Consider the following 13223-nt stretch of genomic DNA (forward strand, 5'->3'; position numbering starts at 1 on the left):
TCCAGCAGCGCAATGCCCGACGGCGCGCCCGGCGGAGGGCCGCGCTCGACGCGCTCGCGCGCCTGGTGGTCGAGGATCCGCGCCCCGAGCACCACGTGCTCGGCTGGTTCGACACGGCCGTCGCGCTGCGCCTGGCCGACGTCGGCCTCACCACGATCGGCAAGCTGGTCGAGACGATCAACGCGGTCGGCTACCGCTGGTATCGACGCGTGCCCCGTCTGGGCGAAATTGGCGCCCGGCGCATCACAGCGTGGCTGGCGCACTATGGGGACGTCGCGGGCCTGCAGCTGGCCGCCGGCGTGCAAACCCACCCGTCCGAACGCACGCTGCCGGGGCCACCGCTGGTCGCAGCCGGCCCGGTCACCGCGATCGTGCCGCTCGAACGCTTCTTGCTGCCGCCCGAGCTGGACGGCTCGCACGGCACGCACCGCAATCTGGTCAAGAACAACAGCCGCGCGAACAACGACCGCGAGGCGATCGACTTCTGGCTCGCCGACTACGAGAACCCGCACACACGCCAGCGGTATCGCACCGAAGCGGAACGGCTGCTGCTGTGGGCGATCTTCGTGAAACGCAAGGCGCTGTCGAGCCTCGACACCGACGATGCGCGCGACTACATCAACGGCTTCCTGATCGATCCTCAGCCGGCCAGCCAATGGGTCATGACGGGCACTGCGCATCGCAGTGATCTGGGGTGGCGGCCGTTCCGCGGGCCGCTATCGGTCAAGAGCCGGCAGGACGCGCTGTCCGCGCTGAAGAAGTGCTTCGGCGAGCTGGTCGACGCGCAGTACCTGGATCACAACGCGTTCGCGAAAATCCGCGTGTTCACTGGCGCCACGCATGACGCCGCCGGCAACGAGCGGCGCGCGGCCGCCAAGTCACGGCTCCAGATCGAGCATGGTTTGACCTCCGACGCCTGGCGCTTCGCGATGCGCGTGCTCGACGCGATGCCGGACACGGCCGCCGCGACCCGCACGCGCTTTGTGCTGGGCTTTGCGTACAGCACCGGCCTGCGCCGCGCCGAGTTGTGTGGCGCCTTCACGGACGACGTACAGGAACGCTACGCCGGCCCGGAACTGGGGACCATCCGACTGCTGCGGGTGGTTGGCAAGCGCGCGAAGGAGCGCTTCGTGCCGCTGGTGCCGGCCGTGCTGGAACTGATGGGCGACTATCTGGAGTCGCGTGGCTTGCCGCGCGACCCCCTCGCCTGCCCGGCCGCGACCCCGCTGATCCCGGCGCTGCTGTCGAACGTCGAGATCGGCGAGATCCAACGGGCAGCATCGGCCAGCAGCACCGACCCCGCGCCCGAGCTCGCGGCGCGCGCGCGGACAACCGGGCCGATCCATCCGGTGCAGCTTTACAAGGCGGTGAGGCAGTTTTTTGCGACGGCGACCGCTGCCGCGCTGCGCGAGGATTCGCCGCACGCACGGGCCTTCGGCTCAGCCAGCCCGCACTGGTTGCGACACACTTTCGTGTCGCACGCGCTAGCCAATGGGATGAGCCTTGAGAGTGCGAGAAATTTTGCAGGGCACGACTCGCTCGACACGACGTCCATCTACGCAACCGCCGAAATCAGCAGGCAGTATCGAGAAGCGGAAGCCTTCTTGAATCAGGTTGAGCTGTAGCAGCCGTTAGCTGCGCTCCCCATAAAGGACCAGCGTCAATCGATTAGATAGATGGCTACGGCGGAAGATCGAGTGAATCTGCTGATCATGCACATGGGGCTGCACAGCTTCTATTGGTCCTTCGGGGGCAGCTTCGACTAAAAAACGCAACTAACGGTTAGATCGAATTCACCCTCCGTCAAATACCACCGTGCCGCGACCTCCCCATGTCTACAAAAAGAGGCCCCTCTGGCACGATCGCTCATGCCCCTTTTGTTCTAGTGCTCTTCGTCTGCATGAAAACATACAGGGAAAACGCCGTTCGTAGGGCCTCATGCTGCGAAAGTGAAGCGTCGTTCAAGTCGGCCATCGGATCGATACTAAGACGGCGCAACGTCAGTTTCGCGGCCGGCGAGCGCTTGTAATTCCGCCGCCATTCGTCTTTTTGATCGATCACAGCTTCCTCGTACGCCTCCCATCCCTGCCGCACCTCGTCGCCCATCCGCTCTTGCGCACTCACTTCCTGCGCAGCGGTCTGTAGCGCCATCCGGTTTTGCGCTTCGGCCTTCGCCTCTGTCTCCTGCTGTTCCCGTTCGATGAGGGATTGCTGGACCTGTACCATCTCCCGCTCTGCCTCGGATACAGTCCAACCCTCCTTGAGAGCCTTCATGAAGAACCCGGCCGGACTCTTCGTGACCTTGCCCAATTTCAGGCTGAAACGGGTACGGTCAATCGCTTGCTCCAGCCGTTCGTCGGTGTAGCTCTCACGATTGCCCACGATCTGATTGAACTGCGCTGTGGACAGACCAAATTCCTGCTTCAGGGTCTGGTAGATCACCTTGGCGTGTTCATGCGTATGCAACACTAGCTCCGCAAGGTCCTTACGCGCGATCCGAAACCGCAGACTGCCGATTTTTCGCGAGCCTGGCAGATTCTGCGTTTCATATGAGAGGGAGATGTCGGAGACCTCGTTGATCTGCTGCACTGCCGGCTCAAGCCAGTCACGCTTAAAGTACTTGAACACCTGTGCATTGGCGCCCATCTCACCCTGCCATCCGCGGATCTCGTCGAGAGTGACCCATTCAGTCCCCCCTTCGTCCGCGTGCGGAAGCAAATGGTCATACATCACGCGAGCGTAGGACAAGGTGAACATCGAAGTGATCCGCAGGCTCAGCCAGTGCGACTTCCCCTTCCCACGGATGATTCCGATCAAGTCTGGCGGGACGCGGAACTGGAATCGGCCGCCCTGGAATGAGATCCGGCCGATCAGTTGTGTTGACCCGAAGGGGCGCTCGCCATCCGCTTCGGCCGGCGCGGTCGCCTGAATGAGCGCCTTTTGCGCTTCGGTGATTACCTGCTCGAGATGGGTGTTGTTACGGCTGGAGTAACGCATCAGCCATTTGAAATATTCGAGCTCCACGTCGTAAAGGTCGCGGGGGCGCTCGTCGTAGGCGACAATAAAATAGGCGGCGTCGATCAAGCGCCGCGCGGCCACGCCAAGGTCAACAATCCGAATGAGGACGTTGTTGCGCGAAAAGCCTATGTCCGACCGGGCGCTGTCGACCGGCAGCCCTTCTGACGTCGCATCATCGAACAGGGCCAGCGCTAACTGCTGGGACGTTGCCATCTGCCCTCTTTCTACCATGCCGCCCTCCGCCCTCGACCTGTATTCGTCATATTGGACCGTAAGGTACTGGGCTCAAAGTGAACTGTCAACACATCGAACCTCACCTTTATCAAGCGCAGTCACATATCACCTCACCTTCTCGCCCATTCGTCTCACCCTCGCGCCCAAAAACCTCACCTTCGGCGCCAATTCCTATCACCACACTGTGGAGTTTTCCTCACCATGAGACTCAATTCACAGCGCCTTCAGCACACGACACCTCACCTTGCAGCTATAAGTTATTGATTTATAACGATGGCGTTCGTTCTGTTTGTGGTTAGTTGGTTTTTTGTGTTTACAACAACTCACAAACCGGAGAAACAGAGAATCCAGACTCTCCACAGACGACCCACTGTGCTGACAGGTTCACAACTGACCCGAGTTGCTTTGGCGACGCTGAAATCCTCTCGATCCAGGAAGATACCGGGCCGATTCGATGGTGAGGTGGATTGTGAAACTGGTTTAGCCGTGGTGCACCAACTCCTGCGTGCCAACTCCAAGGTGAGGGTTTTTGTGATCTCGACCGTTGTGGTAGTCGTCACGCACGGCCGACAATCCACACAATTCGCCTCACCTTACGCCTATTTCGAGACTCCGCCGGCTGCAAATGGGCGTCAACTGCCCGGATTTGTTGCGCTTCGCCACAAAAATTCGGATCGTGACACGAATTTCATAGCCATTCTTCGGTCTGACGAGTAATCTACGGTTTGTGATAAAAATATGCAAAACCGTAGAAATCTACATCGGGTGTAAAAAAGCACCTCACCGTTGAACTCAAGAGGAAGCGTCCAATGAAAATGAGCGAGTTGCCGGCAGTCGAGCGGCAGGTGAAGCTATCTCAGCTCGGCGAGTTCGCAAAGCGATTGTCGCTGATGACCGATGAGCTTCGCGAGGACATCCTGGCTCCGCGGCCGAGAAAGAACCCGCCGGTCTTCACGATCGGCGAACTGAGCGAGATGTGCGGGCTTGACCGTCAGAAGATCAATTACCTCGCGACAAAGGGGGGGGGGGATTTGCCGCCAGGTGAAGCTCACGGCTCGGGCCGAGCTCGCATCTTCACGCTTGCAGAAGCACGGACGTGGGTGCAGAGGGCTTCCAACATTTATCAGACCGCGCTGGTCACCGGCAAGGGCAACCATCGCGGCCGTGTGTTGATCACCGCGAACTTCAAGGGTGGGTCAACGAAAACAACAATCACAATGTGCGAGGCGCAAGCACTCAGCTTGCGCGGCCGGCGTATCCTCGTCATCGATCTGGATCCGCAAGCCTCCCTTTCGGAGCTGTGCGGACTCTACGCGGAGAAGGATGTGACGTGGGAGGACACGGTGCTCCCCTTCATCTATGACCCGAGCATCGAAGGTGGACTGGTGTCGAAAGTCCAGTCGACATATTGGGATGGCGTCGACGTCATTCCAGCTCACAACTATCTCCACGATGCGGAATTCCACCTGCCCACGGCTCAGAAGGAAAACCCGGAGTACGAATTCTGGTCGGTATTGCGCCGAGGCATTGAACCACTCCGTGCAGAGTACGACTACATCATTCTCGATACCGCGCCTTCATTGTCGTACTTGACACTGAATGGTCTGATGGCGGCAGATGCAATGGTTATGCCGTTGGTACCGGAGAGCCTCGACTTCATCTCATCGGTTTCGTTCTGGTCGCTGTTTTCGGAGATCGCCGCCGGCTTCGTCGAGCATGAGCTCGACAAAACCTACGACTTCATTTCCGTTCTGCTCTCGAAGGTTGACTACGGCACGATGTCGTCCGCGCCGGCCGTGCGCGTCTGGGCTCAGCGTGCATACGGCGATTGGCTGTCGGCGACGGAGATTCCGGCGAGCTCGGTAATGAGCAACGGGGCGCTGGCCCTCTCTACGGTCTTCGACCTCTCGCGCTCAGACGGGGTTGCCAAGACCTTGGCTCGCGTAAAGCAACCATTGATGGACCACTGCAAGTGGATTGATGACCAATCCGCGGCACGCTGGAGGGCCGAGGCATGAGTAAGTTTCGAGAGCGAATGATGAGTAAAACGGCGGGATTGAGTGCCGCCAAGGACATTGAGCTCGAGACACAGCCGGCGAAGCCGAGCGTTCCGCGAACTGCTCCGGGCATGACGGTAGCCCTCGCCAATGCGCAGGCGCGGATCCTGGCACTCGAGAAGAGCGCGAGCTCACGTGAATTGCCCATTGGCGAAATGGTCCCGAACCCGTGGCAACCGCGCCGGGTTTTCAATGAAGCGAAGTTGACGGAGCTCGCAGAATCGATCCGGGAGATCGGTTTGATCGAGCCGATTGTCGTTCGGCAGGTTGAGTCTGGCTACCAAATCATCGCAGGCGAGCGTCGTTGGCGCGCGCACAAGATGATTGGGAAGGATTTGATCAAGGCTGAAATTATTGACATTTCCGATCAGGATATGGCGTTGCTGGCCTTGGCTGAGAACGTAGTCCGTGAAGACCTTGCCGACTACGAGATCGCCCGCTCGATCCGGGAAACCGAAAAGGAGTTTCCGAATCGCAAGCGGATGGCCGAAGCATTGGGAATCTCGCGTTCTGAACTCTATCGGTTCCTGTCGTTCGCGGACTTACCAAAATTTGTCATCACGGATCTCGACCTGCAGCCGCGCTTGCTGGGGGCTCATGCGGCGGAGGGTCTCGTTGCTGTCCTGCGCAACCAAGAGGGACGTGCATTCGAGATTGCTGAGGAGCTATGGCGACAGGTGGTTGCAGGCGACCTCGATCAAACTAAGCTTGCAAAAGAGATCAAGTTTGCGATTGACACCGATGGGAAGACCGGCGCCGTGAGCGATCGAAAGATCGACAAGATTTTTGCTGGTAAAAATCAGGCTGGATCGATCACGAAGGATGCAGGTAACTTTACTGTGAAGATCAAGGCCGGGATGTTAACGACAGAGAAAGAAGAAAAAATCAGGGCGCTCATCTCTCAACTTTTTACAGAGCCCGACTGAATAACCTGAATATTGGCTCCAAGCCCGCAAGTTGTGGGCTTTTTTCTTCCTCCTAGCATCCGTGTCCCCATTGGGGACACGGTCCTCTGCCAAATGGAGATGGAGGGGCTGAAATTGTGTCCCCACTAGGGACACTACACATCGCTCAGAAGATTCCTGCCAATGGCCCCCTGCAGGGCATTGACGTCGGCCGCGGAACCACTAAGGCGGCAGTACGCCCCACTTCCCCACTACATTCCCGCGCGCGGGAAATTTAGCAATCCACCCTAGGGCTGGTGATCACCGCTTGGGCCGGATGCGCTCATCTTGTTCAAGATCTGACCCACGACCCTAGAACAGAACGACTTAGGGATCACCGAAGAAGGCAGACCAGGAAGGTATTCAGGCGCTGGTGCTCGCCTTCCTTGTGTCGCGCCCCTACTGGGAAGCGTCAGAACTTTGCACTATCTCTTCGAAATGCCAGGCGGCAAGCCTGCGGGTACGCCCGCCAAGCGAAAGCCGAGTCGAGCTGGGGCTTCGCGCTACGCAAAAGCGCGCGTGAAAGGGGCGACCGTTGGGATTGGAAAGAAGCCACGCCCGTCTCCGCAAGCCCTGCTATTGAAGCAGTTCGCGAAGGGGGCGGAGCGAAAAGGTAACCTACCGGAGCAAATCGAGGATCTGCGAGACGCGGCCACCCAGCAGTCGCATGAGAGTCACGAACTCAAGCAGAGGCTATAAATCGAACAGCGATTGCACATCGCAGACCGGTTCGGCCCAGCTCATTTCTCCTCACCTAAAACAAGGAACAAAGGGGGCGTCCATATCATTTCGTCATCCGCTAGGACAATGGATGATGAATCGGCGTTGTTTTCGGAAGCGGAGCTTTATCCTGCGCATGTGTGACGCACCGAAGCTCCGGAGTTGTCCGGACCGCTTGATCGGAGCTAGATGGCGATGAAGCCCAATCCGCGGTCACCTGACGAACTCTGGCACTCGATATTGACGCTGCTGGGAATCAATCCAGACGCGGCTAAATCGAAGTAACGCAGCACGCAAAACCCGGCCGAGGCCGTTTGTTGTCTGCTGCTTGCCCCCTATACCTGCCCCGCACCAGCGGCTGCTGGCGTCGCGAGCAGCGCCACCAACGCGGCATACGTGGCCGGCGTGGTCGCCTCATATTCGACGTTGGATAGCCACAGATTGGCGTTGCCGTCCGGGTGCAGCGCCAGCTCGACGATCGTGCTCGCGCGCACATGAAAGTCGGTCGGGGTGTCGACCGTGATCCGGTACAGCTCAACCGGCACGAGCGGCCCGTAGGAGAGGGAGCGGCCGCTGCGATCAGGTCCGCGAACACCCACTGCAGTTCGCTCTTAGCGTCGCGCAGGTTCTGGTGCAGTTCGGTCCGGCCAAGGTGTAGCTTCGGGGTGAACAGGGACACGATCGGCGCCAGATCCACGTAGGTGACGGGTGGTTTCATATGCGGCAGCAACGGGATGGGTCCGAGCGCGATGGAGTCGGTGTCCTGGAAGGAGGGGAACGCCAGCGCCGAGGCCGCGGGCCTATCCGGGATGACCGCCGCGCCGGCGGTTTCTGGAGGGGCGGAAGCTGGGTTATTCAGACAAATAGAAAAAATCGCTTATCTGATAACTCTGCTTACGAGATGCGCCGCGGCGATGATTGCGAATCCAATCAAACGCGGATATGCTGTGGCATATGCCGTTTCGTTTGAATAGGAGTCACACCATGCCAACTCATGACACCCGCCATGCGCGTCTGTTCCGCAATGGCCGCAGCCAGGCCGTGCGGATCCCGCGCGAGTTCGAGCTGCCGGTCTCGGAAGTCACCATCCACCGGGAAGGCCGGCGCTTGATCATCGAGCCCGTGGAGGCCGCGCCGTTGCGTGAGCTGTTCGCCCAATGGACTCCGCTGGACGAAACGTTTCCCGACATCGATAGCCTGCCGGCTGAACCGGTCGACATCGAATGACGCTGTATCTGCTCGACACCAACATCTTGTCGAACGTGATCCGCGATCCGCGCGGCGCCTGCGCCACCCGAATCGGGCAAATGCCGCTCGAACAAGTGTGCACCTCGATCATCGTGGCGGCGGAGTTGCGGTTTGGTGTCTGGAAGCGTGGCTCATCCACCCTCGCGCAGCGGGTCGAGCAACTGCTGGCGAGCTTGACTGTGTTGCCGTTGCAGCCCGACGCCGACCGGTGCTACGGTCGGTTGCGGGCCGAGCTCGAGAAGCAAGGCCAGCTGATCGGGGCCAACGATATGCTGATCGCCGCGCACGCGCTGGCGGTCGACGCCGTCCTGGTCACGGACAATACGGCCGAATTTACCCGTGTCGCCGGCCTGCCGGTCGAAAACTGGTTGCGACCGGCGACCTAACGCCCACGCCGGCGGGCCGGTGGATCCGGCCGGCGCGATAGAATCCACCGTATTAACCTAGAGGATCTCGATGATGAACCTGACGGCAATTCACTTCAAGGAAGGCGGGTGGGGCAGGGGCGTGGCGGCCGGGGCACTGCTGATCGCGCTGGCGGCCGTCGACCGGGGGCTGTCGGCGCTCTGGCCGGCCAGCTACGGGCTGGTTCACCCGCTGGCGGCGATCGCCGCGGCGAACCTGTCGTTGCTGGCCGTGTACCTGATCATGCGGTCCTGAACGACGTCGAACCCGGCTGCGGCCGGTTTTTTTGGGCGCATCGTCAATGCCGATAACTCTGCTTATCGGCATTGCGGTTAATGGGTTAAAATCCCCGCAGGGCCAAATCCACCTGTGATTGATAGGTGAAAACCCTTGTATTTAAGTGGGGCGCGAGCGCGGCACAGCGCGAAGTTGAACGCCTTACGGAGCACTTCTTTTTGAGGAGGTGCTCCGTGAGGCGGCCGCCAAAATGGTGGCTCACCGCGATCCAGATCGCCGTGAAGCTGCTGCTGTTTTCGATCTCGTTGCATTGACCCCAGCCCGCCCGCGAGGAGCGGGCGCTTTCGCCCGGAAGGAGAGGGGATGGACGGCGACCTTGACATGCTGTTTCTCGAGCGACGCAGCGACGCGGCCTCCATCCCGCTCGCCGGCGCCGCCGAGCGCGTCGGCGACACGCTCGCCACCGGACTCGCCGTGAACTTGCATCGCTTCGCCGACGCGCTCGACGTGGTAGGCCGCTGCTTCGTGGAGTGGCGGCACCATCACCGCGGCGACAATCGCGGCGATCAGGCGATTGCCGACGTGCTCTGTGCGCTTGATGCCGCGTATGAAGTTGCAAGGACCGACAACGCTGCCGATTGGTGCGTCGCGCGAGATCGCTTGACGGAGCAGCTCCAGAAAACGCGGCTCACAACAGAGCTTCAAGGACCTCAAGACTTTTCGGCCTTCGTCTGTCGGCAAGGCCAATACCTGCACGAACATGGCGTGATTAGGTGGGAATGTTGACCCGGGAGCACTTCGACCTTGAGCGACAACCACCTAACGGCGCTCGACGAGCAGCGCATCCGCACTGACCAGGAGAGGCGACGTGGGCAGCAAGCGATTTCGAAACAAGACCTGCGTGTATTGCGGGCTGGAGCAGGGCGCGAATACGGCGGACCACGTGATCGCGCGCGAGTTTTTTCTCACAAGCGGACGCGACAACTTGCCGAAGGTGCCGGCCTGCGAAGAATGCAACACGATGAAGTCGCTCCTCGAACACTACGTACTGTCCGTGTTACTCCTGGGGGGGCGTGCACGGCGATGCGATCGAGGCGCTCGCCACGCAGCTCGGTCCGCGACTGGCCAAAAATGACGCGTTGCGCCGCGAGCTGTTTGTCGGGCAGCGCGATCGCCTGATCCGACAGCCTGACGGCAGCTGGGCCAGCGGGATGTCGGTGCCATTCGACGGCGAGCAGCTCGCCATCTTGTGCTGCTACATCGCGCTCGGGCTAGCCTGGCACCACGGGCATCTCCAGATTGCACCGCACGCGGTGGCGTCCGCGAATATGTTTACGCGACCGGGGCAGGCGACGTTCGAAGACCTGCTGGCACGATGCGAGGCCGGCGGCCGCGTCGACCACTCGATCGGAAACGGTGTGTTCGCGTACCGTGGCGTGTATCTGCGCACCAATCCGCGCATCACCTTATGGCAGATGCGGTTCTTTGGCGGCGTCGAGCTCGGCAGCCATCGCCAGCGTGGCGAGAAGGCACGCAGTCTGTTCGTCGCGACCAACGACGCACCGGATTGGATCGCGGCACGCAATACCCGCCGGGTGCCGGGGCGCGCACCCATCGGACTCGGTGCGGCCGACGGCGAGGCCGCCACCTTGGCGTCGGCCGGACCAGCGTGATTTCGCTGCCAGGCCGCAACGATTGTGACCGCGACGGCATTGAACAACCCACCACGAGGAATCCTGCCATGATTGAAGTCCAGCGCCTGCAGGCCGGCGTCTCGCTCGAAGGCCAGCATTACCTCATCCAGCTGATCCCGGTCAGCTCGGCCGACTCGCTCGGTTCGCCGACCGTGATCGTCAGCGTGCTGGCGCGCCCCGCGCTGACCGGGGACGATCGGAATGTGCGCCTGGAGGCGTACGACGTTCGGCACGAGTTCCGGCTGGCCGACATTGCCGTCGACGCGCACGAAATGCGCTGCCTGCGCATCGCGTATGAGCGTGCGCCGCTGTTCCGCGAGGGTTTCACGCTGGCGCTCGAGGAAGGCATGGCTGAGCAGCTGGCCGCCTACCTGCCGCGCATCGACCTGATCAGCCTGGTCGCCACCGGCGTGAGCGAAGTCGTCAAGCCGAAGCTGGGCCGTGCACCGCTGCCGCACGAGCAGGCGGTGATCGCCGACGTCGTGGCCAGCACGGTGCTCGACCAGAGCACGCCGGCGCAGGCGATGGCGTTCGCGATGGGTTTGTCCAGCGAGTGCGTGTTTTCGGAGACCCGCGGCGACCATCCGGACTACGTCGTGCTCGGCGCGGCCCTGCGCACCCCCGAGGTCGTCGCCATGCTCCAGGACGCCCAGCGAGGTCGGTGATGCGCGCCGCGCACTCCGTCGCAACGCCGTCGGCCGAACAGCGGCGGATCCAGTTCACGCTCCGCGGCGCCGCCGCGTTCCCGGTGCGTCTGCCACAGGAGCGGCAATCATGATGTCGTATCCGCAGTTCACGGAACTCGCCGAGTGGCAGATTCGCGACTACCGCGCCCTGTCCAATCCAGTGTTTGGAAACGCGGCACTCGCGCCGGAAGTCGCGCAAGCCATCGCGCGTGGCGCGTTCAACCTGTGGCGGGCGGTCGCCCTGCAGGGATTTGCGGCAGTCGAGCGGCCGACCTATGAGGTGGACGTGACGCGCCTGGCCGCCGCGGTCGACGCTTCTTTTTCTGACCAATCTTGAGCATGCGAAAAGCGACTTCACGCGGCCGCCGGCCGCTGACCAAGGCGCAGCTGCTGCCGATCCCGGCCGGTGAACTGCGCCGGATCCAGCTGAAGCACCACGTGGCGCTGGCGGCACTGCGCGACGCGCACGACGACGTCGCGCAGCTGGCGACCCTGATGAACGCGATCTATCTCGCGTACTTCCTCGACCCCATCGATCCAGGACCGTATCGACGGGCCGAGGCGGCCCTCCAAGACTGTGTCGACCGAGCCGAGCGGGGCGAGCCGAGTGCGCTGACCGACCTCGAGCGCGCGGCGGTCGAGCAGGTGCTGGCGCGGCTGGACGCGCAGCTGGCCGCGGTGCCGATGCACCGCTACGTCGCGGCATTCGAGCAGCTGCAACGCGTCACCACGGCCGAGGTGGTCGTCTCCCCCCTTTCTGCAGGCTGAACCATGGCAAACCGCCCCCAGCAGCTGGCCCAGATGCCGTTACGCAGCTACAGCCGCACCGAGTTCACCGCGCTGCGCGCGCGTGTGAAAGGCCTGCCGATCGAGACGATTGAGCGGCTGTACTTCGATCGCGATGCCGCGGAGCCGGTCGACGTCGCGCAGCTGTTGCGCACGATGCGCGATGACCTGGTGGCAGCCGCGCTGCGCGACGGGTCGCCGGTATTGAAGTCCCACCTGCAGGCGGCGGTCGAGAAATACGGCGAACCGCGCCTGACCCCTGTGTCGCTGCAACTGATCGAGCAGGTCGCCGCGCAGTGGGCGATCGCGCTGCCGCAGGCCGAGCATCCCGTCGGTCGTTGGTTCCGCTCGATCGTCGCCGTGCGCCTGGCGGGCGAGGGCATCCACACGCTCGGCGAGCTCGTCGCGTTCGTGAACCGCCGCGGCGGGCAATGGTGGCGATCAGTGCCGCGCATCGGCGTCGGTCGCGCCCGCGTGCTGGTCGCCTGGTTGCGGCGTCACGAAGCGTCGATCGGCGCGGCCGTCGAGGTCGACGTCGACGCCGGCGACGCGCTCGCGCCGACGTCGGCAGGCGTCACCGTCGGCGCCGGGCAGCTGGCCCCGCTCGAGCGCCTGGCGCTGCCCGTCGAGCTGTCCGGTGCCCACGGGGCGAACCGGGCGCCCGTGTTCGCGTATCTCGGCGCGGCTCACGATCTCGATGCGGTGCGGGCGTACCTGCATCGATACGACGACCGGCCCGCGACGCAGCGAGTCTACAAGAAGGAACTCGAGCGCCTGGTGTTGTGGTGCGTGGCCGAGCGGGGCGTGGCGCTGTCGTCGATGCGGGTCGAGGATTGCGAGGCGTACAAGTCGTTTCTCGCCGCGCCGGGCGAGCGCTACACGGGGCCGCCGGTCGCCCGCACGAGTCGCCAGTGGAGGCCGTTCGCGCCGGGCGGCCTGGCGCCGGAAAGCCAGCGCTATGCGGTGCGCACGATTCGCGCGGCATTCACGTGGCTGGTGGCGGTGCGGTATCTGGCCGGTAACCCGTGGGCGGCCGTTTCGGATCCCAGCGTCATCAGGCGCGTGCGCAAGCTGCAGGTCGAGCGGGCGCTCCCGCTCACCCTCTGGACGCGCGTCCGCGCGACGCTGGCCGAACGCAGCGAGCTGCAGGGGCCGAGCGGGCCGCGCTGGCGTGCCGCGCGCGCGCTGCTCCTG

The 13223-nt window shown here is 62.5% G+C and carries 14 protein-coding genes; 12 read left to right on the plus strand and 2 right to left on the minus strand.

What is annotated here, in order from left to right; all coding sequences use genetic code 11:
• Positions 1 to 1625, plus strand: a 1625-nt coding sequence (locus G3O00_RS32500; protein ID WP_206145438.1) for a phage integrase family protein, incomplete at its 5' end; no start/stop codon positions are given.
• 241 nt (positions 1626 to 1866) lie between these two features.
• Here G3O00_RS32500 and G3O00_RS32505 read toward each other — a convergent pair.
• Positions 1867 to 3249, minus strand: coding sequence for a replication initiation protein (locus G3O00_RS32505; protein ID WP_206145439.1), 1383 nt, complete (start codon positions 3247 to 3249; stop codon positions 1867 to 1869).
• A gap of 812 nt (positions 3250 to 4061) precedes the next feature.
• On the opposite strand from G3O00_RS32505, the gene G3O00_RS32510 reads away from it, so the two are divergent.
• Positions 4062 to 5270: an AAA family ATPase gene (locus tag G3O00_RS32510; protein ID WP_206145440.1), complete on the plus strand. Its 1209-nt coding sequence runs from the start codon at positions 4062 to 4064 to the stop codon at positions 5268 to 5270.
• Positions 5267 to 6235 (plus strand): ParB/RepB/Spo0J family partition protein, encoded by a 969-nt coding sequence (locus G3O00_RS32515; RefSeq protein WP_206145441.1) that lies wholly within the window; start codon positions 5267 to 5269, stop codon positions 6233 to 6235. Before G3O00_RS32510 ends, G3O00_RS32515 begins: the two co-directional genes overlap by 4 nt.
• 1073 nt (positions 6236 to 7308) lie before the next feature.
• Here G3O00_RS32515 and G3O00_RS43580 read toward each other — a convergent pair.
• A complete protein-coding gene (locus tag G3O00_RS43580) occupies positions 7309 to 7518 on the minus strand; it encodes a hypothetical protein (RefSeq protein WP_241025437.1) in 210 nt (69 codons plus the stop codon).
• Positions 7519 to 7957: 439 nt separating this feature from the next.
• Here G3O00_RS43580 and G3O00_RS32525 point away from each other — a divergent pair, with 439 nt between their 5' ends.
• The 9 genes from G3O00_RS32525 to G3O00_RS32565 all read left to right on the plus strand — a co-directional run.
• Complete coding sequence (locus G3O00_RS32525; RefSeq protein WP_059512487.1) at positions 7958 to 8200, plus strand: AbrB/MazE/SpoVT family DNA-binding domain-containing protein; 243 nt, start codon at positions 7958 to 7960, stop codon at positions 8198 to 8200.
• Complete coding sequence (locus G3O00_RS32530) at positions 8197 to 8607, plus strand: type II toxin-antitoxin system VapC family toxin (RefSeq protein WP_206145442.1); 411 nt, start codon at positions 8197 to 8199, stop codon at positions 8605 to 8607. The genes G3O00_RS32525 and G3O00_RS32530 overlap by 4 nt, the downstream gene beginning before the upstream one ends.
• A gap of 70 nt (positions 8608 to 8677) precedes the next feature.
• Entirely contained in the window at positions 8678 to 8881 is a 204-nt protein-coding gene (locus G3O00_RS32535) for a hypothetical protein (protein WP_241025438.1), read from the plus strand.
• A gap of 345 nt (positions 8882 to 9226) precedes the next feature.
• The gene (locus G3O00_RS32540; RefSeq protein WP_206145443.1) at positions 9227 to 9649 is read left to right on the plus strand and encodes a hypothetical protein; all 423 of its coding nucleotides are present in this window, start codon (positions 9227 to 9229) and stop codon (positions 9647 to 9649) included.
• A gap of 287 nt (positions 9650 to 9936) precedes the next feature.
• Positions 9937 to 10536, plus strand: a complete 600-nt coding sequence (locus G3O00_RS32545; RefSeq protein ID WP_206145444.1) for a hypothetical protein — start codon at positions 9937 to 9939, stop codon at positions 10534 to 10536.
• A 68-nt stretch (positions 10537 to 10604) separates the two neighbouring features.
• Positions 10605 to 11222: a hypothetical protein gene (locus G3O00_RS32550; RefSeq protein WP_206145445.1), complete on the plus strand. Its 618-nt coding sequence runs from the start codon at positions 10605 to 10607 to the stop codon at positions 11220 to 11222.
• A 109-nt stretch (positions 11223 to 11331) separates the two neighbouring features.
• Positions 11332 to 11580, plus strand: a complete 249-nt coding sequence (locus tag G3O00_RS32555; protein ID WP_206145446.1) for a hypothetical protein — start codon at positions 11332 to 11334, stop codon at positions 11578 to 11580.
• Between the two features lie 2 nt (positions 11581 to 11582).
• Complete coding sequence (locus tag G3O00_RS32560) at positions 11583 to 12011, plus strand: hypothetical protein (RefSeq protein ID WP_206145447.1); 429 nt, start codon at positions 11583 to 11585, stop codon at positions 12009 to 12011.
• Between the two features lie 3 nt (positions 12012 to 12014).
• A partial coding sequence (locus G3O00_RS32565; protein WP_206145448.1) for a phage integrase family protein occupies positions 12015 to 13223 on the plus strand: 1209 nt, incomplete at its 3' end.

This window comes from Burkholderia sp. Ac-20384 (assembly GCF_017104605.1).
GTDB lineage: Bacteria > Pseudomonadota > Gammaproteobacteria > Burkholderiales > Burkholderiaceae > Burkholderia > Burkholderia lata.

Coding starts and splice junctions, on each gene's coding strand:
- G3O00_RS32555 (WP_206145446.1), top strand. CDS start 11,332: ATGATGTCGTATCCGCAGTTCACGGAACTCGCCGAGTGGCAGATTCGC.
- G3O00_RS32535 (WP_241025438.1), top strand. CDS start 8,678: ATGATGAACCTGACGGCAATTCACTTCAAGGAAGGCGGGTGGGGCAGG.
- G3O00_RS32560 (WP_206145447.1), top strand. CDS start 11,583: ATGCGAAAAGCGACTTCACGCGGCCGCCGGCCGCTGACCAAGGCGCAG.
- G3O00_RS32515 (WP_206145441.1), top strand. CDS start 5,267: ATGAGTAAGTTTCGAGAGCGAATGATGAGTAAAACGGCGGGATTGAGT.
- G3O00_RS32540 (WP_206145443.1), top strand. CDS start 9,227: ATGGACGGCGACCTTGACATGCTGTTTCTCGAGCGACGCAGCGACGCG.
- G3O00_RS32530 (WP_206145442.1), top strand. CDS start 8,197: ATGACGCTGTATCTGCTCGACACCAACATCTTGTCGAACGTGATCCGC.
- G3O00_RS32510 (WP_206145440.1), top strand. CDS start 4,062: ATGAAAATGAGCGAGTTGCCGGCAGTCGAGCGGCAGGTGAAGCTATCT.
- G3O00_RS32505 (WP_206145439.1), bottom strand. CDS start 3,249: ATGGTAGAAAGAGGGCAGATGGCAACGTCCCAGCAGTTAGCGCTGGCC.
- G3O00_RS32550 (WP_206145445.1), top strand. CDS start 10,605: ATGATTGAAGTCCAGCGCCTGCAGGCCGGCGTCTCGCTCGAAGGCCAG.
- G3O00_RS32525 (WP_059512487.1), top strand. CDS start 7,958: ATGCCAACTCATGACACCCGCCATGCGCGTCTGTTCCGCAATGGCCGC.